This is a genomic window from Kribbella sp. NPDC054772, assembly GCF_053611945.1.
This window is the reverse complement of sequence record NZ_JBSHBJ010000057.1, coordinates 1-21,781: the sequence shown is the minus strand read 5'-3', so window position 1 is coordinate 21,781 and position 21,781 is coordinate 1. Positions and strand designations below refer to the sequence as shown.

Genomic DNA, 21,781 nt, shown 5'->3' with positions numbered 1-21,781 from the left:
CACCAACCTCAACAGGCCGGCCAACTCCTCCGAAAACGACACGGTCCCCGCAACTCCTCAAATCGAGGTGTTGCGAGGACCGCATGAACCCGCCGCCGGACGGGGCCTTTCCCTCAGACGAACTCAGACGTCGTAGATCTGATCGAGCCTAGGAAGAACCTGCAGGTGAGAGCGTCATTCGACGGCACGCAGCACCCCCGGAGTCAACGCGGGGTCAACAGCGGTCGCACTGAACGCCTGGTCGATCGCCTGCCGCGCCCTGGTTTCAGAGTCCGGCATCAGGTGTGTGTACACGCGCAGGGTGAAACCGGCATCGGAGTGACCGAGGTATTCACTCACAGTCTTAATAGACTCCCCGGCGTGCAGTAGCACGCTCGCATAGGTGTGCCTCAGTACATGCATGCCGTTGTCCCTGGTTGTTTCAATACTCGCGGCCTTGAGTGACGGCTTCCAGATGAACGGATTGAAGTAGTTTCTGTTCATAGCCTTGCCCTCGCGGCTGGTCAGGATCAGGTCAGCCGCTACCAGCCTTCCGGTAGGGGAGTCCCAAGGCAAGGTAACCGACTTAGCGGGGAGAGCCTGTAGGTAGGCTGCGAGTTCGTTGCCGACGGACTCAGGCAACGGAACATCTCGCACCTTGCCACCTTTCGGGAGGCCGAAGACTAGGCGAGCCTTGACGATCTTGACCTGCCTCTGTACGTGGATAACGCCACGGAGGAAATCAATATCGCTGACGGCCAGACCGAAGATCTCGTCGTTTTAAGAGTCGCCGCCGTGCCCGCGAGGCAGACTGAGAATGGAACGGCGAGGCGGCGCCGATGCAGGGATCAAGACACCGCCTCGCCGGTATTGTAGGAAACCACATCCACGGCGATTACTACCTTCGCGCCGGTTGCTCCCTCAAAGTGCTCTCTGATGCGCTTCGGGTCACCGAGGACTGCGAAATGCAGCATGCTAGGCAAGATGACGGTTTCAACCTTGTCGTTGACGACCGCCTGAACCAGACGCTCGAATGCGTCTGGTGCGGTCTGAACCTCTTCCACGAAAACGGCGGATAAGTTGTAGCCGGCTTGTTTCGCGAAGTAGGTAAGCCGCTCTTTGGTGCGGTTCACTTCCGACTCGCACATCAAGAGATGCTTTCGCGCGTAGGCATATGCGCGGGGGAGTTCAGTCTTCGTCTCGCCATCGGCGGAATGTGTCGTTGAGCTTGCGCCACAGGATGAATAGCCGTCGCCGGAGTCGCTCACGCACCATCGCCTCTTTGCCGTACCCCGTGTGCCGGTTGCATGCGACAAACTTAGGGAGCGGCGAACAGTAAGGGCTACGTTGTTGCGATTAGTTTCTACATCGCGTTCAGCGCGTTGACGATCAGGTCGCGCGCGTCGCGGCCGTATACGGCTGGCTTGCGCAGGGTCTCGAACATTCGCACGTAGAGAGCTATCTCTTGGGGCTGGCTGACCTCGATACCTGCGGTCGGAGTCTCAAGCTTGACGAGCTTGTCATCGAATATCCAGAAGCCAGCAGTGCCGATGACTTCCCGGTCAACTGTGCGGGGCACGATGCCTATCGACACATTCGGCAGGCTTGCGGCGGTCAGCAAGCGGTCGAGCTGGCCGATCATGGTGTCGGTCCCACCGAACCGCGTGTAGAGCGCGGCTTCTTCCAACACAATGGCGAAGGTCTTCGAGCTCTGATACAGGACCGCTTGGCGCTCCATACGTGCCGACACAGATTCGTCAATGTCGTTTTGGATTTCGAGAAAGCGAAACCAGAATTCGAGCATCGCTCGTATGTAGTCGGGTGTCTGAAAGAGTCCCGGTATCGCGTTGTGCTCGTACAGCCGGAAGTGCGTTGTTTGCTGATAGAGCGGGACTGCTGACAGCATCAGTTGTTTCATGCCCGAGCGAGCACGGTGCCGGAACTCCATGTACATGGACTGGATCGTCCGGGCCTGCGCTATCAGGTCGGCTGCCTGGTCTTCCGCGCCGCACGCTGCGCACCATACGCGGATATCTAGATCTGATGGTGTTTGAATGGCATTCTCTAACTTGCTGATGCGCGTGAAATGCCAGCCGGTCGCCTCGGCGAGAGCGCGACCGGTGAAGCCAGCATCTTTACGCAATCCCCGAAGGCGCAGACCTAATGCTTCCTGTGCCTTCCGGGCTGCGCTATTAGGGTTTGTATTCACTATGTGGTGTGGCCAATGCCCAAACTTGTTCAAATGCCGTGCGGCATCGTTGGATATCTTCAGGATCGGTGGAAATCGTGTGAGCGTTCGCAAGACCGTTCCCGCTAAAATGCATGAAAATGACCAGTTCGTCGTCCAGAACGTAATAGTCATTTCCGGGGATCGCGATTGACGAGACGAGCCGTCTAGGTGTCCATCGAATGTCTTCCCCGGCATCTGCAATCGGAGTGAGGACCGTGTAGGCCCAACGTTGGTAGTCGCTCAACGGCTCGGAGACGACCTTTGCGCGCCTGGTCATCGCTCCCGCGTCAACGTGACTGCGGATGTTGCTACACCACGCCTGCAGCCATTCGAGGTCGTCCGGCTCGCCCGCTGCCCATTTCGCCATGTGCGGAAGTTCGGTTTCCGTGCCGTAGGCGTCGCGGGTTTCCAGATGAATAGCGCTCCGCTTGAAGTCGTTCAGCAAGCGCCTGAATTCGTCTAGTGAGATATCCTCCACGGTCCGCCTTACTGGAAGAACTGAATCATGCGGTCGGGGATCTCGACCACAGTTTCCCCGTCAGGGACGTTGAGTGCGGCGAGTGCCTCCGGATCATTGACGACCCAACCTTGTACGACCAACTTCCCCGATCGGTCTTGTAGAGCGTGGGCGAGTTGTCGGGTACGGACTGCGGGTCACCGGCGACGAGTGTAAGTTTCATGATTTGTCCCCTCGTATTCCGTTGCGAATGATTGCTTGCCCAAGTCTCCTGTTGCTCTGATCGAGCGTCAATGGTTGTTGCGAAAAGTTGCGAGCAGACCTCCGGGCGGCATGTCCGACGTACGCGGCGACTGTGGGGGCTGACGGGGCCGGGGTAGCGGAAGCGCTGTGCGGATGCACCCGGCGCCCATGCAGCCCGCCATGAGCGGCCCGTGAGGGCCCCTGTGAGCCTCGTACGGCGCTGCTGGGTTGTCGGGGTGCCAGCTCGGCTAGCTGCGTGCCTGAGGGGCGTTGCGACACGGAAGCCCTTGGGCTGGGTCAACGGAAAGTCAACCGGAGGGGGCCGAACGCATGACAAGGGCCCCTAACCCTTGTGAGGCTAGAGGCCCTTGTTTATAAGGCTTTTCGTGACGGGACCGGACTAGGACCGAAGGGTCCTAAAGCCTGGGCTTAAACGTCGTAGTAGAGCTCGAACTCGTGCGGGTGCGGGCGGAGCTGGATCGGGGCGATCTCCTGCTCACGCTTGAGGTCGATCCAGGTCTCGATCAGGTCGGACGTGAACACGTCGCCCTCGAGCAGGAAGTCGTGGTCGGCCTCGAGGGCGTCGATCACGGCCGGCAGCGAGGTCGGCACCTGGGCGATGCCCGCGTGCTCCTCCGGCGGCAGCTCGTAGAGGTCCTTGTCGACCGGGTCGGCCGGCTCGATCTTGTTGCGGATACCGTCCAGGCCGGCCAGCAGCTGCGCCGCGAAGGCCAGGTACGGGTTCGCCGACGGGTCGGGGCAGCGGAACTCGATCCGCTTCGCCTTCGGGTTCGACCCGGTGATCGGGATCCGGATGCAGGCCGAGCGGTTCCGGGACGAGTAGACCAGGTTGACCGGCGCCTCGAAGCCCGGGACCAGGCGGTGGTAGGAGTTCACCGTCGGGTTGGTGAAGGCCAGCAGCGACGGGGCGTGCTTCAGCAGACCGCCGATGTACCAGCGGGCGGTGTCGGACAGGCCGCCGTACCCGGACTCGTCGTAGAACAGCGGGTCGCCGTTGCTCCACAGCGACTGGTGGCAGTGCATGCCGGAGCCGTTGTCACCGAAGATCGGCTTCGGCATGAAGGTCGCGGTCTTGCCGGCCTCCCACGCCTTGTTCTTGACGATGTACTTGAACTTCATCACGTCGTCGGCGGCCTTGAGCAGCTCGTCGAAGCGGAAGTTGATCTCCGCCTGACCCGCCGTGCCGACCTCGTGGTGGGCGCGCTCGACGATCAGCCCGGAGCGCTCCAGCGCCAGCGTGATGTCGTCGCGCAGCTCGCCGAAGTGGTCGGTCGGCGCGACCGGGAAGTAACCACCCTTGTAGCGGACCTTGTACCCGCGGTTGCCGCCGTCCTCGACGCGGCCCGTGTTCCAGGCGCCGGCGACCGAGTCGATCGAGTAGTGCGCGCCGTTCGCCTTGGTCTCGAACCGGACGTCGTCGAAGACGTAGAACTCGGCCTCGGGGGCGAAGAACGCGGTGTCCGCGATGCCGGTCGACTTCAGGTACTCCTGCGCCTTGCGGGCGATGTTCCGCGGGTCACGCGAGTACGCCTCACCGGTCAGCGGGTCGTGCACGAAGAAGTTGATCACCAGCGTCTTCGCGGTGCGGAACTCGTCGATGTACGCGCTGGTCGGGTCCGGCAGCAGCTTCATGTCGGACTCGTGGATCTGCTGGAAACCGCGGACCGACGAACCATCGAACGCGAGGCCGTCCTCGAAGACCTCGGGCCCGAACGACGACACCGGGACGGTGAAGTGCTGCATGATGCCCGGCAGGTCACAGAACCGGACGTCGACGATCTCGACGCCCTCGTCCTTGACGTAGGCGAGCAGCTCCTCCGCACTGGAAAACATACGTACTCCTAGGGTGGCTCAGAGATTGCATCTGAACGTAGGGCCCGCCGGTTTCTCCGTCATGACCCTGATGTTTCGCGGATGTTACGCCCAGCGTGTCCGCGCTGACCCACTGGTGTACGGCGGTTACGCCCTGAGATATCGCGGCCGCCTTGGGCCGCCTCCGAACGTGTCCGTAGGCTAGACATCATGGCATCATCCCCGGCGAGTGCTGCAGGACCCTCTGAAGAATTCCGTTACCCGGGCAACCGGCTCGGGCTGCCGGAGGAGGGCGCGGGCTCGGTCGCGAGCTGGGGCCGCCGCGTGCTCGCCCTGGTCGTGGACTGGCTGATCGCAGGCCTGATCGCCTCCGCCGTGGTCGGCAAACCGATGTGGGCGGGAGGGAACGACTACAACACCTCGCACCTGGCGATCTTCTTTGTGATGAGCGCCATACTGACCGGCCTGGTCGGCGGCACGATCGGTCACCGGCTGCTCGGGCTGCGGGTGATTCCGGTCCGGGACAAGAAGACCTTCACGGCGCCGGCCGGTCTGCTCGGCGGCGTGATCCGCTCGTTCCTGATCTGCGTGGTGATCCCGGCCGTCGTCTTCGACCGGGACCGGCGCGGTCTCCACGACCTGGCCGCCAAGACCGTCGTCGTACGCCGGTAGTTCAGCGGCGCGTGAGTCGCAGCTGCACGTCGTCCAGGTATCCGGTGCGGAATCCCGCCTCGGAGTACGCGAGGTAGAACTCCCACATCCGCCGGAACGTGTCGTCGAACCCGAGTGCGCCGATCGCCGGCCAGCGTTCGATGAACCGGTTCCGCCAGATCCGCAGCGTCCGCGCGTAGTCCCCGCCGAGGTGCCGGACCACTTCGGCGCGCAGGCCGGTGTGCTTCGCGGTCACGTCCTCGATCACCTCGACCGACGGGATGAGGCCGCCGGGGAAGATGTACTTCTGCACCCAGGTGAACGTGTTCCGGGTGGCGAGCATCCGCTCGTGCGGCATCACGATCGCCTGGACGACGCCGACGCCGCCCGGCGCCAGCCGCCGCTCGATCGCGTCGAAGTAGACCGGCCAGTACTTCTCGCCGACCGCCTCGATCATCTCGACGCTCAGGACGGCGTCGAACTCACCGATCTGGTCACGGTAGTCACGCAGCGCGACCTGTACCCGGTCGCCGACCCCGGCGTCGGCGATCCGCCGCTGCGCTAGCAGCGCCTGCTGGGAGGCGATCGTGATCGCGGTCACCCAGGCGCCGCGTTGCGCGGCCCGGATCGCCAGGCTCGCCCAGCCGCAGCCGATGTCGAGCACCCGCGACCCGGACTGCACCCCGGCGGCGTCCAGGATCGCGTCCAGCTTCCGCAGTTGCGCGTCGCTGAGCTCGTCGTACGACGCCGTCGCGAGATCAGCCGCGGCATCGCGAGTGCCGAAGTACGCCGCTGAGTAAGTCAGCGTCGGATCCAAGAACTCCGAGAACATCGCGTTGCTCAGGTCGTAGTGCCGGCTGATGTTCTCGCGCGCGCCGGCCCGGTCGTTCTCCTGCTCGCCGGGCTGCGAGCGGGTGACCAGCCAGCGCAGCGACTGCGCCCACTTGGGCAGCAGGTGCCGGGTCTCCTCGTTGCTGAACCGCTCGGCGAACGGGACCAGCAGGTCGGCCAGGTCGGTGCCCGGCTCCGGGTCCCAGTCGCCGGCCAGGTAGGCCTCGCCGAACCCGGACCCGGCGTCGTGCCCGAGCCGGTCCAGGAACGCGGCCGTCCGGTGCACCCGCATCGCGGGCCCACCGAGCCCGTACGACCGGTTGCTGTCCAGATGGATCGTGGCGGGCAGGTCCTTCGCGATCAGACGGATCGCGGTCGCTGCGCCGTACCGGCGGACCGGGTTGGAGCGCGGACGGGCCAGCGTCGGCCACGTCTCGGTGGCCGGCTGGTGCACCGCCGGCATCAGGTCCGTCATGTCTGCTGTTCCCCTGTAATCCGTCCTGGTCGCACCCTAAGGGCAACCAGCCTCCCCACGGTGCATGCTGAACAGATCAACTGTCCGCATGCCTTTCGGGTTACCGTCCCCGCATCGCCTGCCGGGCGCCCTTCAGGTTGTTCGGCATCGGGCCTTTCGGCATCGGCACCTGCGGCCGGACCGCGTCCAGGGCCTTCAGGCGCTGCAGCAGGTCGGTGATCTCCGACGGCTGCATGACCGCCGGGAGCTTCATCACGTGCTTGGTCAGCTTGCGGATGTCGATCTCGCCCTCGCCCTGCCCGGCGACGATCTGGGTCACCGGCGCGCCGCCCGCGACCCGGCCGTGCTTCTTCGCCTCGGCGGTGAGCAGGTTCTTCACCCGGCTGGCCTGTCCCTCGCCGACCAGCACGATGCCCGGCCGGCCGACCACCCGGTGGACGATGTCGGCGTTCTTGGTGACCGCGATCGCGGGCGTGACGTTCCAGCCGCGGCGCAGCGTCTGCAGCGCGGACGCGGCCGCACCGGCCTGACCCTCGATCTGGCTGTACGCCGCCTTCTCGACCTTCCGGCCGAACACGATCGTGGCGGCCAGGAACCCGAGCGCGACACCGAGCGGGATCCAGATCAGCAGCGGGCCGACCAGCAGACCGCCGACCACGGCGAGCGCTACGACGCCGAGGAAGATCCCGGCGAGCACCCAGCCGACCGTCGGGTCGGACTTCCTGGTCAGCTTGTACGCCGAGGCGATCTGCTTGAGCCGACCGGTCTTCTCTTCGGGGGCGTCGTTCTTGGCCATCTCTAACCCTGTCCCTGGTTATGCCTGGTTGGCGTTCATACGTGACTCGACCGCCTGACGGTACAGCCGACCGGCGCGGTACGAGGACCGTACCAGCGGACCGGACATGACACCGGCGAAACCGATCTCCTGCGCCTCGGAGTCGAGCTCCACGAACTCCTCGGGCTTCACCCAGCGCTCGACCGGGTGGTGCCGCACCGAGGGCCGCAGGTACTGCGTGATCGTGATGATCTCGCACCCGGCCGCGTGCAGGTCCTTCAGCGCCTGACTGACCTCGTCACGGGTCTCGCCCATGCCGAGGATCAGGTTCGACTTGGTGACCAGGCCGTAGTCCCGGGCCTGGGTGATGACGTCCAGGGAGCGCTCGTAGCGGAAGCCGGGGCGGATCCGGCGGAAGATCCGCGGCACCGTCTCGACGTTGTGCGCGAACACCTCGGGCCGCGAGGAGAACACCTCGGCGAGCTGCTCGGGGACCGCGTTGAAGTCCGGCGCGAGCATCTCGACACCGGTGCCCGGGTTCAGCTCGTGGATCTGCCGGATGGTCTCGGCGTACAGCCAGGCGCCGCCGTCGTCCAGGTCGTCGCGGGCGACGCCGGTGACGGTCGCGTACCGCAGGCCCATGGTGCGGACCGACTCGGCCACGCGGCGCGGCTCGTCGCGGTCCAGCGCCTCGGGTTTGCCGGTGTCGATCTGACAGAAGTCACAACGCCGGGTGCATTGGTCGCCGCCGATCAGGAAGGTGGCCTCGCGGTCCTCCCAGCATTCGAAGATGTTCGGGCAGCCGGCTTCCTGGCACACCGTGTGCAGTCCCTCGGACTTCACCAGCTTCTGCAGTGCCTGGTACTCCGGGCCCATCTTGGCGCGAGTCTTGATCCACTCGGGTTTGCGCTCGATCGGGGTCTCCGCGTTGCGCACCTCGAGCCTGAGCAGCTTCCGTCCTTCTGGGGCGATCGTCACGCCCTCCAGGGTACGCGTCCCGGGTCAGGCGTGTTTCACCCGTAGGGTGATGAGCTATGTCCACCGTTGAGCTGCGTTCGGATGCCGAACCGGGCAGTCCACCGGCGTCCGGTCCGGCGGTCCGCGGCTGGACCCGTCCCGCGCCGACGGCCCGCGAGCAGCGGTACGACGTACTCCTGGGGCTCGGGATGGCGCTGGCGGCCGTGCTCGGGACGGAGTTCGCCCGCGGCAGTTGGCCGTCGCACGTCAGCCTCGGGATCTGGGGGGTCGAGCCGTACGTGCTGAGCGCTGCGATCGCGCTGCCGCTGTGTTTCCGGCGCCGGTGGCCGATCCCGGTGCTGCTGATCGTGGCGGTGCTGTTCGTGGTGAACGGGGAGCGCGCGCTGTTCGCGTACCAGGGCAACCTGGTCACCCAGTCGGCGATGTTCATGGCGATCTACGCGGCGGTGGCGTGGGCGCGGGACCGGCGGCTGATGAAGGGCGCCGTCGCGCTGGTGTTCGTGGCGATGTTCGGCTGGCTGACGATCAACTTCGTCGAGGCGCTGCGGGCGAACGCGATCGAGGGGCCGAACCACGCACTGTTCTCGCCGTACGTGTCGAACGTGATCATCACCGTCTCGCTGAACGTCCTGTACTTCTTCGGCGCCTACTTCTGGGGCCGGACCGCGTGGCGGACCGCCCGGCAGCGGTTCGAGCTGGAGCAGCAGGCGACCGAACTGGCCGCGCAGCAGGACGCGAACTCGCGGCGCGCGGTGATCGACGAGCGGCTGCGGATCTCCCGTGAACTGCACGACGTCGTTGCCCACCACATCAGCAGCATCGGCATCCAGGCCGGTGGCGCGCGCCGCGTGATGGACACCGATCCGGAGGCCGCGAAGGGCGCGCTGAACGTGATCGAGGAGTCCAGCCGGAGTGCCGTGAACGAGATGCGGCAACTGCTCGGCATGCTCCGCGCCGCGGACCCGGACATCGACGTCAGTACGCCGGACCCGAAGACGCCGCAGGCGGGCGCCGACCGGCTGCCGGCGCTGATCGCGGATGCGAACAGCCAGGGCCTGGAGGTCGGCTTCCACCAGATCGGCGCCCCGGCCGAGCTGCCCAAGACCGTCTCGGTGTCCGTGTACCGGATCGCGCAGGAGGCGCTGTCGAACGTCCGGAAACACTCGACAGCACGCAGCGCGCACCTGACGCTGCGGTACCTCGGTGAGACCGTTGAGCTCGAGGTCATCGACGACGGCCGCCCGAAGCACGCGCCGGTGGGCAGCCGGCTCGGTCACGTCGGCATCCGGGAGCGGGTCGCGCTGCTCGGCGGCGAGAGTGAGATCGGCCCACGGCCCGTGGGAGGATTCCGGGTCCGGGTCCGGATCCCGTTGGACCCGCAAACCTTTGGAAGGGACACGTAATGGGGGAGACACCCATGCGGGTGTTGCTCGTCGACGACCAGGACCTGGTCCGCGCCGGGTTCCGGATGATCCTGTCGGTCGAGCCGGACATCGAGGTGATCGGCGAGGCCTCGGACGGCGAGAAAGCGATCGAGCTGGCGCTGGACCTGCGGCCGGACGTCGTCCTGATGGACGTCCAGATGCCCGGGATGGACGGTATCTCCGCCACCCAGCGGATCGTTGCCGAGGACGCCGGCAAGGTCGTCATCCTCACCACGTTCGACCGCGACGACTACCTGTTCGAGTCGCTCGGCGCTGGCGCCAGCGGGTTCCTGTTGAAGAACACCGCCCCCGAGGACCTGGTCGAGGCGATCCAGGTCGTGCACTCCGGTCACGCCCTGCTCGCCCCGGAGGTCACCCGCCGCGTGATCAAGCGCTTCGCCGGCGGCGGCGAGCGGGTCTACCGTCCCGATCTCCTGGCCGACCTCACCGATCGCGAACGCGAGGTCCTCAGCCTGATCGCCCGCGGTCTGACCAACACCGAGATCGCGACCCAGTTGTTCGTCGGCGAGGCCACGGTCAAGACCCATGTCTCCCGGGTGCTGCTGAAGCTGGGGCTCCGCGACCGCGTGCAGGCGGTCGTCTTCGCGTACGAGTGCGGTCTGGTCACCCCTGGAGACGACACCTCTGCCTGATCCGTCCGTCCCGCGGATGACCTCGGTGATCACCCTCTCGACCGACGTGTCGGTAGCGGTCGGTTGACTAGCTTGGTCAGGGTCGGGCGCAGGCCCGGCCTGACCTGATGGGAACGGTGACACATGCTCAGGGTGGACGGGCTCACCCGGCGGTTCGGTGATCATCTGGCGCTGGACGACGTGACCTTCGACGTCGTACCGGGACGGATGACCGGGTTCGTCGGGGCCAACGGGGCCGGGAAGACGACGACGATGCGGATCATCCTCGGCGTCCTGGCCGCGACCGCGGGCGAGGTGCGGTGGAAGGGTGAGCTGCTGACCCAGGACGTCCGCCGGGACTTCGGCTACATGCCCGAGGAACGTGGGCTGTACCCGAAGATGAAGATCCGCGACCAGTTGGTGTTCTTCGGCCGGCTGCACGGGCTCGACCCGGATCGGGCCGGCGAGCGGACCGACAAGATCCTCGAGCGGCTCGGGCTCGCCGAGCGCGCCACCGACGTACTCGAGACGCTGTCGCTGGGCAACCAGCAGCGGGTGCAGATCGCGGCCGCGCTTGTGCACGAGCCGATCGCGCTGGTGCTGGACGAGCCGTTCAGCGGCCTCGACCCGTTGGCCGTCGACGCGATGGTCGATCTGCTCCGCGAGGAGGTCACGCCGGAGGTGCCGGTGCTGTTCTCGAGTCACCAGCTCGACCTGGTGGAGCGGTTGTGCGACGACCTGGTCGTGTTGTCCCGGGGCAAGGTCGTTGCCGCGGGCTCCGTTGCGGATCTCTCGGCCGGGCCCACGTCGACGTACCGCCTGGTGGTCGATGGTGACGCCGGCTGGCTGCGGGACGTGCGGGGGATCACCGTGCGCGATGTGGCCGGCGGTACGGCGCTGTTCGACGTACTGGATGGTGCTTCGGAGCAACAGATTCTGCAGGAGGCGATCAGCCGCGGGACGGTCCGTGAGTTCGGGCCGGAGCGGGTGGCGTTGAGCGACGTCTTCCGGGAGGCGACCCGATGAACTCGTTGGACAGGCCGTGGGTGCTCATCGCGGAGCGCGAGATCAGCACGAAGCTGCGGGACAAGACCTTCATCGGCTCGACGGTGGTGATGCTGTTCATCGTGATGGTCGCGGTGATCGTGCCCGCGGTCCTCGCGGGTCGCGGCGGTACGGACAAGATCGCGGTGATCGACGACAGGGGCGCGAAGGTCGTGCAGCAGGCGTCGACGACCAAGGGGGACGACGGCTACGAGGTGAAGCGGGTCGCCGACCGGGGGGCCGCCGAGCAGGCGGTCACTGACGGCGACGTCAAGGCCGCACTGCTGCCAGGCGACGACGGATACGTAGTCCTCGGCAAGGATCGGGTCGACTCGAGCATCGAGAGCGCGTTGCGCGAGGCCGCCGCCTCCGTTGGTATGGAGACGAACGCCGGCAAGGCGGGCCTGACGCCCGCGGAGCTGCACGCCGGCACCAAGGTCTCGTTGCAGTTGCTGAAGCCCGGCCCGCTGCCGGACATCGTCTCGGACTTCGTGAACATCGGGCTCGCGCTGGTGTTCTACATGACCGCGCTCGGCTTCGGGATGATGATCGCGCAGAGCGTCGTCCAGGAGAAGGAGAGCCGGGTCGTCGAGATCCTTGCGGCCGCCGTACCGATCCGGTCGCTGCTGTGGGGCAAGGTGCTCGGCAACACGGTGCTGGCGCTTTCGCAGATCGTCGTCATCGCGGCGGCGTCGCTGGTCGGGCTGTTGGCCACCGACCAGGCCGACATCCTCGAGGTGGTCGCGCCGGTCGCCGGGTGGTTCGTGGTGTTCTTCGTACTCGGGTTCGTGGCATTGGCCGGGCTCTGGGCGGTCGCCGGCTCGCTGGCGACGCGGCAGGAGGACCTCGGGTCGACCACGCTGCCGGGGCAGATGATCCTGATGATCCCGTTCTTCTTCTCGGTGTTCGCCGGGTCGTCGGCCAAGACGGTGGCGTCCTTCGTCCCGATCGCGTCGTCGATGTCGATGCCGGGCCGGATGCTCACCGAGGACGTGCCGATCTGGCAGCCGCTGGTCGCGATCGCGCTGCTGCTCGGCGCCACGGTGCTGATCATCCGGCTGGGGGCCCGGCTGTACGAGCGGACCCTGCTGCAGACCGGCCGCCGGCTCGGTTACCGCGAGGCGCTGGCGCTCAGAGCGTCGTAGCACATCGTCACAGCCGGGCCCGGCGTTACAGATCCGGGCCGGGCTGTGACGAAACCGCAATGTAGGGCGCCTGTGAGCTGTGCGTAGACCTCGACTACGGTCTCAACGCATGAACGTTGAGCTGCGTCATCTGCGGGTGGTGGTCCTGGTCGCCGAAGCGGGGTCCGTCGGTCGGGCCGCCCGCTGGCTCAAGGTCAGCCAACCGAGCCTGACCGCGCAGCTGAAAAGGATCGAGGCGGCGTTCGGCGGTGAGCTGTTCGAGCGCTCCCGCACCGGCGTCACCCCCACACCGCTCGGCCGGTACGCCGTGGATCGCGCGCGAGCGATCCTGGTCGACGTCGACCACCTGTCCGCGACGGTGTCCGCGATGACCGCGGTCGAGTCATCAGCGGTTCGGCTCGGCGGGTTCCCGACCGCGCCGATGTCCGGGATCGCGTCCCGGCTCCGCGACCACGGCGAGATCGAGCAGGTCAGCATCGAGGTCGAGTGGTCCACCAGCGTGCTGCTGCAGCAGCTGGAGAGCGGTCGGCTGGACTTCGCACTGCTCCGGGAGTTCCCGGGGTTCGAGCTGCGGCTGCCGGCCGGGGTCGAGGCCATCACGGTCGTCGAGTCCGAGTCGGCGTACGTCGTCTTGGCAGCGGACCACCCGGTGGCCGCACGCACGCGTGGTGAGGTCGACCTGGCCGCGCTGTGCGACGAGGAATGGATCGGGGAACCGCCGGACGACAGCGGGTTCCACGTGCTGTTCCGGGCCGCGTGCGAAGCGGCCGGGTTCCAGCCGAAGGTCGAGCACCACTCGGTCGACACCTCGGTACTGATGGGGTTCGTGACGAGTGGTCAGGGCGTCGCGCTGATCTCGCCGACGTCGTACCGGATGCTCTCCTCGGACGTCACCACGCGGACGCTGGCGGGTGACCCGATCCACCGAAAGCTGGTGCTCGCATGGAGCGCCGACTCACCGCGGGCGCAGATGTCGGGCGACGTGCTGGAGATGGCGAGCGCGGCGTACGACCAGGCGATCACCGAGCATGCGCGGCGGGATCAGCACCAGCAGCGCATGCACGTCGCGTGAGGGTTCTTACGCCGGCTTGACGACCGGGTTCTCGAAGGCGAGGTGGAACTCGCCGGTGTCTTCGGGGTCTTCCATCCGCTCGCGGTACTGAGAACCCACCTGCTCCTTGGGAGTCACCTTGGGAGCGGCTTCCTTGGTCGCCTTGGTTTCGTCGGCGGCTTTCGGGGCCTCGGGCTGCTTGGGTTCTTCGGCCTTCGGTGCTTCGGCCGGCTTGGGGTCCGTGGCCTTCGGTTCCTCGGCCTTGGGCTGCTCGACCGGCTTCGGGGCCTCGGCGGCCGGTGCCGGGGCGACTACTGTCTCGTCGTCGCCGGAACTGTTGCTCTCGGCATCGGGTCCTGGGAACGGCTGGGTGTGCTCGAGCTCGTTCTCCGGCTCCACCTCGGCGTCGACTTCGGCGTCGGGCTCGGCATCGGGCACGGCCGCGGCGTTCGACTCGACAACGGCGGTCGGTTCGGCATCGGTGTTCGGTTCGATCGGGAACTGGCGGGTCGGCTCATCGGCCTGGTTCCGCGACCGCACCGGTTCGGGCTCCGGCTCGTCGAACAGGTCGTCGTACGAGGTGTGGCTCTCGTACGCCGGCGGCGCGGGCTGATAGGTGCTCCCGGCAACCGGGTACACCGCCGCGGCGTCGGCGTCCTGCTGCGCCTGCACGGCCTCCTGCTCGCGCTGCAGTCGCTCGGCCTCGGCCCGCTCCCGGCGCCGCCGCTGCGCGCTGCGGACGATCAGCTGGATCCCGTACACCAGCGAGATCACCCCGAGGATCGGGACGACGCCGTTGAGGGTGTACTGCTTCGACCCGTCGATCATCCCGGTGGTCACCCCGGGGACGTCGTTCAGGAAGTTCGTGGTCCGGTTGGGGATCCAGAGCCAGCAGTAGACCAGCGTGCCGAAGGCGGCGAAGGCCCCCAGCGCGCCGGCGCCGGAGAAGTACGACACCACGGCCCAGAAGATCAGCGCGCCGATGCCGTAGGCAAGCGCCATCTCCTTCGCGTTCAGCTCGATACCACCCGGTGCGGCGAGCACTCCGAACACGGCCGGGCCGGCCAGTGCAACGGCTACGCCGAGCAAGAACCCAAGAAATTTGGACACACCCCCAAGGTAGCGACGATCTGCCGTCACACCCTGCAGACACTTCGGCACGACGCGGACAGGCAACCGCTTGCCTAAGGTAGGAGCCATGCGCCGTCCGAACATCGTCGTGATCCTGTCCGACGAGCACACCGCCGCCGCGGCCGGCTGGGCCGGTCATCCGCACATCCACACCCCGCATCTGGATCGTCTGGCCGCACAGGGCGTTTCGTTCGACCGTGCGTACACCAACAGCCCGATGTGCGTCCCGTCCCGGCTCTCGCTGCTCTCAGGCCAGTACGTGCACCAGATCCAGGCGTGGGACAACGGCGTGATCCCGGGCCCGTCGTACCGCACCTGGGGCCACCATCTGCGCGACGCCGGCTATACATCGGTCATCGCTGGCCGGACCCACTTCAACGGACCAGACCGCTTGCTGGGCTTCGACCGGCGTCTCACCGACGACCTGGACTTCTGGGTCGACCACAGTGGCCGCCCACCCCGCCGTACGCCGGACTGGCGGCGGCCGTCGAACTCCCACGTCACCGAGCAGGGAGCGGGCGGCCACGTCCACACCGACCACGACGTCGCAGCCACGGACGCCGCACTGGACTTCCTGCGTGCACCCGGCGAGGATCCGTTCCTGCTGTACGTCGGTTACATGCACCCGCACTTCCCGTTGGTCGCACCAGCAGAGTTCCGCGCGCTGTACGAGACAGCTGACGTCGAACTGCCGTCCGTGGCCGACGAACAGCACCCGGTGATCTCACTGCTGCGTCACGGCTTCCGCAACGACGAGCCGATCACCGAGGAGCAGATCCGCGAGGCGACTGTCTGCTATTGGGCGCTGATCAGTCACTTGGACCATCAGATCGGTCGGCTGCTGGAGGCGGTGCCGGACGACACAGTGGTCATCTACACCAGTGACCACGGCGAAATGGCCGGCCACCAGGGCATCTGGCAGAAACAGTGCTTCTACGAGCCCGCCGTACGCATCCCGATGCTGCTACGCCATCCAGCGCTGCAGCCAGGCCGGAGCGACGCACACGTCAGTCTGGTCGATCTGCTCCCGACACTGCGCGACATCGCCGGACTGGCTCCCGACTCAGGTCTGCCCGGTCACACGTTGATGGAGCCGCTGGACCGGCCCGTGCTGTCGGAGTACCACGCGCAGGGGATGGTCGACGGGGGCTTCATGCTCAAGTCGGGGCCATGGAAGTACTGCTACTACGGCGCTGCGCAGACACCGCAGGTCTTCAACGTCGAAGACGATCCACTCGAGCTGCACGACCTCTCCGGTGATACGGCTCTGGTGCGGCGGCTGGATGCCGAGATGAGATGGCTGCTGGACCCCGACGCGACCGACGCCCGGGCGAAGGCCGACCAGGCAGCCCGGATGGCTGCCACCACGAGAGGATGAGCTCCTTGTCCGTCCCGAACATTCTGCTGATCGTGTCCGACGACCACGGGTACGCCGACCGCGGTGCGCTCGGCGTACACCCCGAGGTACACACTCCAGCGCTGGACCGGTTGGCTGCAGAGGGAGTGAGCTGCTCCGACGCGTACGTGACCGCGCCGATCTGCAGTCCGTCGCGTGCGGCGATCATCTCCGGGCGGTACCAGCAGCGGTGGGGTGGTCAGTGGTTCGACTCGGCCGAGTTCCCGCCGGACGACGTACCGACGCTGGCGGAGATCCTGCAGGGGCAGGGGTATCGGACGGGGTACTTCGGCAAGGTGCACTACGGTCCGGAGAAGGTGGGGGACAGGGCGTGTCCGCCGCGCCACGGGTTCGAGGAGACGCTGTACGGGCTGGCGGGGCAGTCGTTCGGGCGTTTGAACTATCTGCATCACTCCGAGGACGCGGTGGCGTCGTACGGTCAGCCGGCCGCGCACCACATGGCCGTGCAGCCGTTGCTGTCGGGGGACACACCAGTTGAGCATGAGGGGTTCCTGACCGCCGAGTTCGGGCGGCGCGCGGCCGAGTTCATGGAGACCTCGGACGAGCGGCCTTACTTCTGCATGGTGGCGTTCAACGCCGTCCACAACTTCTGCTGGCAGCTGCCGGAGTCCGAACTGAATGCCCGCGGCCTGCCCGCCTTCAACGACTGGTCCCCAGACACGGACGGGGCCTTCGGAGAGTGGTACGACGATGCGATCGTGCCCAACCTGCCGCACGGGCGGGAGTACTACCTCGCGCAGTTGGAGCTGATGGACGCGGAGATCGGGCGGCTGCTGGACGCCGCGGGCGACGACACGATCGTCGTGTACGTGACCGACAACGGTGGTTCGACCTGCAATTTCGGCGACAACGCTCCGTTGCGCGGGACGAAGTACACGCTGTGGGACGGCGGGATCCGGATCCCGATGATCTGGCGCTGGCCAGGACAGCTGCCGGCGGGTCGTCGTACGGACGCGCTGGTCAGCACGATGGACCTGGTCCCGACGCTGGCCGCTGCCGCTGGTGCGAGCGTTGACGGGGTCGACGGAATCGACGTGCTCCCGACACTCGTCGGCGACTCCGATGGCGAGCACGACGCCCTGCACTGGGATTGCGGGTTCCAGTGGGCGGTGCGGTCAGGGCCGTGGAAGCTCAGCTGGGTCGGCGACGACGCCAACACCCAGCACCTGCGGGACTACGAGCACGCGCCGATGGGGGAGGGGTGGTTCCTCGCGAACCTGACCGACGACATCGGCGAACAGACCAACCGGTTCGACGAGGAGCCAGAGCTGGTGGCCCGCCTGCACGAGTTGCACACCGCGTGGCGGGCCGAAGTCGGTCTGAAGGGTCAGACCGTCAGCCCGTAAGTTCAGACGGTCAGCCCGTAGGTGATGGCCGTCGGGGGCTCCTCGTGGTGGTCGATGTCCGGGCTGCGCTCGTACTCGTCCCAGGCGAGGAGCTCGCCGAGGTGCCGCCGTACCGGATCGAGGACCTCGGCGATCGTCACCTCACGACCGAGCTCCTTCGACAGCGTGGTCACATCGGCGTCCGAGATGCCGCACGGGACGATCCGGTCGAACCAGGCCAGGTCGTTGTTGCAGTTCAGCGAGAAGCCGTGCATCGTGACGCCCTGCGCGACCCGGATGCCGATCGCGGCGATCTTCCGCTCCCGGCCACGGTCGTCGGCCGCCACCCAGACTCCGCTGCGACCCTTGACCCGGCCGGTCTTCACCCCGAGCTCGGCGCAGACCGCGATCAGCGCCTCCTCGAGCCGCCGGACGTAGTCGACGACGTACACGTGGGAGGCGAGCTTCACGATCGGATAGCCGACCAGCTGGCCGGGGCCGTGCCAGGTGATCTTGCCGCCGCGGTCGACGTCCACCACCGGGGTGCCGTCCATCGGGCGCTCGTGAGGTTCGGTGCGCTTGCCCGCCGTGTACACCGGCGGGTGCTCGAGCAGGATCACCGTGTCCGCCCCGGTGCCGTCGGCAACGTCCGCGTGCAGGCGCCGCTGCTCCGCCCACGCGGTCTCGTAGTCCACCGCGTCGGCTCCGAAACCCGCTTCCACGTACCTGATCGCCGTCACGCCTTCGAGTGTAGGCGGCGCCTGATCACGGCCGGCGCCCTGGGCTGTGGATAACTCTGACGGGCGAGGTCGCGATCGGTGCATCCTCTTGGGCATGGACCTCGCAGACATCGCCGGTTACAGCCTCCGCCGGAAGCTCGGGTCCGGATCGGTCGGCACCGTCTGGCAGGTCCGTGACCGTGCGACCGGCCGCAACGCCGTGCTCAAACACATCCCGATCGGCGCGTTCCCCGACCCCCGGAGACTGCGCGAAGACCTCAGCATGCTCACCCGCGTCCGCCATCCGCACATCGCCCGGCTGCTCGAGTTCCGCGAGACCGAGACCGCCTGGATCCTGGTCAGCCAGCACCTCCTGGCCGGCAGCCTCGCCGCCCTCCTGCAACGCCGCGGCCCACTGTCCAAAGGCGAGCTCGTCACCCTCCTGACCCCACTCACCGAGGCCGTCGACCACCTCCACACCCAGGGCCTGACCCACGGCGCCATCACCCCCGCCAACGTCCTCTTTGACGCCGACGGCCGCCCGGTTCTGACCGACGCCACCCTCCACCCCGGCCACCCCGCCGCCGACCTCCGAGCCCTCTCCGCGTTGGCCCAGTCCACCGGCACCACCCCCAAGCTCTTCATCCCCGACCTCTTCCTCACCACCCCACCCAAAGCCCTCCCCGCCCACCTACTGGCCCTCTCTTCCCCCGCCCCCATCTCTCTGGGGTCCATAGACGATCCCGCGGCCTCCGCAGAGCCCCCCACAAGATCCGCCGCGCCCCAGACCGAGCTCACGACCCAGCCGCCCCCGCCTGTCCATGGCCCAGCGCAGGCAACCTCTCACCCCTCTCGTGCCGTTGCCCCGGCTACGCCTGTCGCACCTGCCGCAGCACACACCGACCCCAGCAATAGCCCGTCCGCCAGCGCTAGCCCGTCCGCCAGCGCTAGCCCAGCGGCCAGCGCTAGCCCAGCGGCCGGCACTAGCCCGGCGGCCAGCGCTAGCCCGGCGGCCAGCGCTAGCCCAGCGGCCAGCGCTAGCCCAGCGGCCGGCACTAGCCCGGCGTCTAGCGCTAGCGCGGCGGCCAGCACTCGACCGGCCTCCGGTGCTCGACCGGCTCGCAGCGCTAGCCCGGCTCGCAGCGCTAGCCCGGCTCGCAGCGCTAGCCCGGCTCGCAGCGCTAGCCCGGCTCGCAGCGCTAGCCCGGCTCCCGGCGCTCGCCCGGCGATCTCACCTGTCGCTCCCGAAGGCTCAGCCACAACACCTCACGGCACACCCCGAGAGCCGGGTGCCGCGCCTCACGTCGCACCCGAAGCCCCCTTCACAACCCCGTATGTCCCCTCCATAGCCCCTTCCTCGAGTCGGACAGACGATTCGGACGACGAGGACCCGATCGCACTCGCACGGTCGCCACTCGCAGCACCCCCGCCCAAGCCACCCACCTCACCGCCCACCCAACTGCCGCGCCCCCACCCCTCGGCCCCATCCGCCAAGTCAGGTTCGAAGCGCACCCGCCCCTGGCGCCGCACCCAGACCCGCCGAGCTCACGCCCTCCGAGGCCTGCGCCGCCTCCCACGCCCTACCCCAGGCCCGCTGGTAGCAGCCGCCCTAGGCGCAGTCATAGTGCTCACCCTCGGCTCAGCCATCATCCGCACTCTCGACACCCCAGCCCCGGCCTCAGCTCAAGCCGACCCAACAACCCGCCAAACCACCAGCGCCCAACCAACGACGTCCACACAACCGACGACGTCCAGTCAACCGACGACGTCGGCGCAACCGACCACGTCGCAACCCAGGCCTTCGCGATCGCAGTCCCGGTCGTCGACCTCTCCACACCCTCCCCAGCCCACCATCGCAACGGCAGACCCGATCGTCTGGGCTCAAACCCTCCACGCCCTCGACGCCCAACGAGCCCAAGCATTCTGGACCCTCGACCTCGCCGCCCTCGACGACATCTACGTCCCCGGCAGCTCACCCTGGCGCGCCGACCGCGCCCTGATCGAGGCCTACCGCCGGCAAAACGTCCGAATCCAAGGCCTGCAGATGAAGATCGACAGCACCACGGTCGCCCGCCGTACCGCAACCAGCATCACCCTGAAGACCACCGACCACCTCACCGCAGGCCAAGCCATCGACGACACCGGCACCAAAACCGCGCTCCCACCAGGCACCCCAACGGCAAGGCTGATCACCCTGACCGCATCCCCAACAACCCAGGCCTGGCGCATCAGCGCCATCACCAAAGCCTGAAACCGCGGAAGCCGTAGTTGCCGATCGACATGACCCGCGATCTGGCGGCTAACCCGCCGAACCACGTCGTTCCATCGAACCCAGAGATGTTGAGACGACCAGGAGTCAGGGCGAGTCTGGGAGTCCGGGGCAGTCCGGGAGTCCAGGCCAGTCCGAGAGACAGGCCAGTCCTAGAGCCAACGCTAGCCCGAGAGCCAACGCCAGCCCGAGAGCTGGTCCCGATCGCTGTGCAGGACTTCGCAGGCTGGCCAGAGCTCCGGCGTTTGGCTACCGCCAGGGAGCCAAACGAACCGAGCTGGCCAGAGTCACCGACGACGAGTTGCTCCGCGTGGAGGCCTTGGGCTGAAACCCGCCGCCTGTGCACGGCCGCCGCGAACCGGACGGCATCTCGCTGACCGAGCGGACGACGGCTCGATCCACTCGTACCCCAGCTCGGCCGAGCTGAGTCCGCCATGAACACTGCCCGAGCAGGTTCGGCTTGCGGCGACAGACTGTTCTGCTGCGTACCAGCTCACCGTTCCCGGTGACGTTGGACCATGCGGATCACTCGCAGCTCGTGGTCAACGTGCGACCCGTGCGAGCTTGCGGCCTTTGCCTTCTGTCTCCCAGCGACTCTGGTTCCAGCCGACGAACTGGCTCCCGCGGTGAAGGCGTTTGCGCGCGCCCACGATGTTCTGTCGGCTCCAGGAGGCGGACGACGCTCCCTCTGGAGAGCGCGGGGATAAGCAGGCCACCGTGTTGAGCGCTGGAGATTTGGTTGGACGTAGCTGTTGCGAATCGGTGTTCGGCCGAGACCAATAGCTGTGGCCAGCCACGAGCATCGGGTGTATCAACGCGGCCCGGGGCAGCGGGTGTCGCCGGGAGTGGTGCGTGTAGTCACCTGGCGATGGGCGCAGTCGACGAAGGGCAGCGCAGATACGGCGCCCGTGCGGCGAGCGGCTGTACCGGTCGACCAGTTCGAGGTGCCGCACGAGCCGCGCCAGCTCGGGAAGCCGTAGCTGCGGACGACGCTGCGGGGCAAACCAATCCGCCTTGGCTGGCGACGGATGGCTCAGAGCGGCGGTGCATCAGAACACAGGTGCATCAGAACAGAGGTGGGCCTGACCCGTTTTGACGGACATCCGAGATCAGGAGCTTGTGCTCCGGAAGGATGTTCATCATGGAGTCCATGGGCAAGAAGAAGCCGCGGC

19 protein-coding genes and 1 pseudogene are annotated in these 21,781 nt (G+C 67.1%); 10 read left to right on the top strand and 10 right to left on the bottom strand.

Features of this window, described 5'->3' with window-relative positions; genetic code table 11:
• Nucleotides 1–174 precede the first annotated feature (174 nt).
• From ACWGID_RS40695 to glnA, 5 genes are all read right to left on the bottom strand, one after another.
• The gene (locus tag ACWGID_RS40695) at nt 175–741 is read right to left on the bottom strand and encodes a tyrosine-type recombinase/integrase (protein WP_452204740.1); all 567 of its coding nucleotides are present in this window, start codon (nt 739–741) and stop codon (nt 175–177) included.
• 86 nt (nt 742–827) lie between these two features.
• The gene (locus tag ACWGID_RS40690) at nt 828–1,247 is read right to left on the bottom strand and encodes a hypothetical protein (RefSeq protein WP_452204739.1); all 420 of its coding nucleotides are present in this window, start codon (nt 1,245–1,247) and stop codon (nt 828–830) included.
• Nucleotides 1,248–1,342: 95 nt separating this feature from the next.
• Nucleotides 1,343–2,188: a helix-turn-helix domain-containing protein gene (locus tag ACWGID_RS40685; protein ID WP_452204738.1), complete on the bottom strand. Its 846-nt coding sequence runs from the start codon at nt 2,186–2,188 to the stop codon at nt 1,343–1,345.
• A complete protein-coding gene (locus ACWGID_RS40680) occupies nt 2,172–2,687 on the bottom strand; it encodes a DUF6879 family protein (protein ID WP_452204737.1) in 516 nt (171 codons plus the stop codon). The genes ACWGID_RS40685 and ACWGID_RS40680 overlap by 17 nt, the downstream gene beginning before the upstream one ends.
• Nucleotides 2,688–3,338: 651 nt before the next feature.
• Nucleotides 3,339–4,763 (bottom strand): type I glutamate--ammonia ligase, encoded by a 1,425-nt coding sequence (glnA, locus tag ACWGID_RS40675; RefSeq protein ID WP_452204736.1) that lies wholly within the window; start codon nt 4,761–4,763, stop codon nt 3,339–3,341.
• Between the two features lie 189 nt (nt 4,764–4,952).
• On the opposite strand from glnA, the gene ACWGID_RS40670 reads away from it, so the two are divergent.
• Nucleotides 4,953–5,414, top strand: a complete 462-nt coding sequence (locus ACWGID_RS40670) for an RDD family protein (RefSeq protein WP_452204735.1) — start codon at nt 4,953–4,955, stop codon at nt 5,412–5,414.
• Nucleotide 5,415: 1 nt separating this feature from the next.
• Here ACWGID_RS40670 and ACWGID_RS40665 read toward each other — a convergent pair whose 3' ends face one another.
• The 3 genes from ACWGID_RS40665 to lipA all read right to left on the bottom strand — a co-directional run bounded on the left by ACWGID_RS40665 (nt 5,416) and on the right by lipA (nt 8,452).
• Nucleotides 5,416–6,699, bottom strand: coding sequence for a class I SAM-dependent methyltransferase (locus ACWGID_RS40665; RefSeq protein WP_452204734.1), 1,284 nt, complete (start codon nt 6,697–6,699; stop codon nt 5,416–5,418).
• 100 nt (nt 6,700–6,799) lie between these two features.
• Nucleotides 6,800–7,495, bottom strand: a complete 696-nt coding sequence (locus ACWGID_RS40660; RefSeq protein ID WP_452204733.1) for a DUF4191 domain-containing protein — start codon at nt 7,493–7,495, stop codon at nt 6,800–6,802.
• Nucleotides 7,496–7,513: 18 nt separating this feature from the next.
• Nucleotides 7,514–8,452, bottom strand: a complete 939-nt coding sequence (lipA, locus tag ACWGID_RS40655) for a lipoyl synthase (protein WP_452204732.1) — start codon at nt 8,450–8,452, stop codon at nt 7,514–7,516.
• Between the two features lie 56 nt (nt 8,453–8,508).
• Between lipA and ACWGID_RS40650 the strand changes: the two genes are divergently transcribed.
• The 5 genes from ACWGID_RS40650 (at nt 8,509) to ACWGID_RS40630 (ending at nt 13,769) form a co-directional block, all read left to right on the top strand.
• Entirely contained in the window at nt 8,509–9,855 is a 1,347-nt protein-coding gene (locus ACWGID_RS40650) for a sensor histidine kinase (RefSeq protein ID WP_452204731.1), read from the top strand.
• 14 nt (nt 9,856–9,869) lie between these two features.
• Complete coding sequence (locus tag ACWGID_RS40645) at nt 9,870–10,529, top strand: response regulator (RefSeq protein ID WP_452204730.1); 660 nt, start codon at nt 9,870–9,872, stop codon at nt 10,527–10,529.
• A 123-nt stretch (nt 10,530–10,652) separates the two neighbouring features.
• Nucleotides 10,653–11,534: an ABC transporter ATP-binding protein gene (locus tag ACWGID_RS40640; protein WP_452204729.1), complete on the top strand. Its 882-nt coding sequence runs from the start codon at nt 10,653–10,655 to the stop codon at nt 11,532–11,534.
• Nucleotides 11,531–12,697 carry an ABC transporter permease gene (locus ACWGID_RS40635; protein ID WP_452204728.1) on the top strand — a complete coding sequence of 389 codons (1,167 nt, stop codon included), beginning with the start codon at nt 11,531–11,533 and terminating at the stop codon, nt 12,695–12,697. Before ACWGID_RS40640 ends, ACWGID_RS40635 begins: the two co-directional genes overlap by 4 nt.
• Nucleotides 12,698–12,806: 109 nt before the next feature.
• Nucleotides 12,807–13,769, top strand: a complete 963-nt coding sequence (locus ACWGID_RS40630) for a LysR family transcriptional regulator (protein ID WP_452204727.1) — start codon at nt 12,807–12,809, stop codon at nt 13,767–13,769.
• 6 nt (nt 13,770–13,775) lie between these two features.
• On the opposite strand, the gene ACWGID_RS40625 is transcribed toward ACWGID_RS40630, so the two are convergent.
• Nucleotides 13,776–14,858, bottom strand: coding sequence for a hypothetical protein (locus ACWGID_RS40625; RefSeq protein WP_452204726.1), 1,083 nt, complete (start codon nt 14,856–14,858; stop codon nt 13,776–13,778).
• An 88-nt stretch (nt 14,859–14,946) separates the two neighbouring features.
• On the opposite strand from ACWGID_RS40625, the gene ACWGID_RS40620 reads away from it, so the two are divergent.
• Both ACWGID_RS40620 and ACWGID_RS40615 read left to right on the top strand, forming a co-directional pair.
• Nucleotides 14,947–16,257, top strand: a complete 1,311-nt coding sequence (locus ACWGID_RS40620) for a sulfatase-like hydrolase/transferase (RefSeq protein WP_452204725.1) — start codon at nt 14,947–14,949, stop codon at nt 16,255–16,257.
• Nucleotides 16,254–17,642: a sulfatase family protein gene (locus tag ACWGID_RS40615; RefSeq protein ID WP_452204724.1), complete on the top strand. Its 1,389-nt coding sequence runs from the start codon at nt 16,254–16,256 to the stop codon at nt 17,640–17,642. The genes ACWGID_RS40620 and ACWGID_RS40615 overlap by 4 nt, the downstream gene beginning before the upstream one ends.
• Before the next feature lie 2 nt (nt 17,643–17,644).
• Here the strand turns inward: ACWGID_RS40615 and lipB are convergent, their stop codons facing one another.
• The gene (gene lipB, locus ACWGID_RS40610) at nt 17,645–18,361 is read right to left on the bottom strand and encodes a lipoyl(octanoyl) transferase LipB (RefSeq protein WP_452204723.1); all 717 of its coding nucleotides are present in this window, start codon (nt 18,359–18,361) and stop codon (nt 17,645–17,647) included.
• A 94-nt stretch (nt 18,362–18,455) separates the two neighbouring features.
• Here lipB and ACWGID_RS40605 point away from each other — a divergent pair.
• Both ACWGID_RS40605 and ACWGID_RS40600 read left to right on the top strand, forming a co-directional pair.
• A pseudogene (locus ACWGID_RS40605) lies at nt 18,456–18,845 on the top strand (protein kinase domain-containing protein); the annotation flags it as partial.
• Between the two features lie 1,539 nt (nt 18,846–20,384).
• Complete coding sequence (locus ACWGID_RS40600) at nt 20,385–20,591, top strand: hypothetical protein (RefSeq protein ID WP_452204741.1); 207 nt, start codon at nt 20,385–20,387, stop codon at nt 20,589–20,591.
• The last annotated feature ends 1,190 nt before the right edge of the window (nt 20,592–21,781 follow it).

Excerpts from the sequence above, each read along its gene's own strand:
- ACWGID_RS40620 (WP_452204725.1), top strand. The coding sequence starts at position 14,947 with ATGCGCCGTCCGAACATCGTCGTGATCCTGTCCGACGAGCACACCGCC.
- ACWGID_RS40665 (WP_452204734.1), bottom strand. The coding sequence starts at position 6,699 with ATGACGGACCTGATGCCGGCGGTGCACCAGCCGGCCACCGAGACGTGG.
- ACWGID_RS40670 (WP_452204735.1), top strand. The coding sequence starts at position 4,953 with ATGGCATCATCCCCGGCGAGTGCTGCAGGACCCTCTGAAGAATTCCGT.
- ACWGID_RS40630 (WP_452204727.1), top strand. The coding sequence starts at position 12,807 with ATGAACGTTGAGCTGCGTCATCTGCGGGTGGTGGTCCTGGTCGCCGAA.
- ACWGID_RS40615 (WP_452204724.1), top strand. The coding sequence starts at position 16,254 with ATGAGCTCCTTGTCCGTCCCGAACATTCTGCTGATCGTGTCCGACGAC.
- ACWGID_RS40600 (WP_452204741.1), top strand. The coding sequence starts at position 20,385 with ATGAAGATCGACAGCACCACGGTCGCCCGCCGTACCGCAACCAGCATC.
- ACWGID_RS40645 (WP_452204730.1), top strand. The coding sequence starts at position 9,870 with ATGCGGGTGTTGCTCGTCGACGACCAGGACCTGGTCCGCGCCGGGTTC.
- glnA (WP_452204736.1), bottom strand. The coding sequence starts at position 4,763 with ATGTTTTCCAGTGCGGAGGAGCTGCTCGCCTACGTCAAGGACGAGGGC.
- ACWGID_RS40635 (WP_452204728.1), top strand. The coding sequence starts at position 11,531 with ATGAACTCGTTGGACAGGCCGTGGGTGCTCATCGCGGAGCGCGAGATC.
- ACWGID_RS40660 (WP_452204733.1), bottom strand. The coding sequence starts at position 7,495 with ATGGCCAAGAACGACGCCCCCGAAGAGAAGACCGGTCGGCTCAAGCAG.
- ACWGID_RS40650 (WP_452204731.1), top strand. The coding sequence starts at position 8,509 with ATGTCCACCGTTGAGCTGCGTTCGGATGCCGAACCGGGCAGTCCACCG.
- ACWGID_RS40640 (WP_452204729.1), top strand. The coding sequence starts at position 10,653 with ATGCTCAGGGTGGACGGGCTCACCCGGCGGTTCGGTGATCATCTGGCG.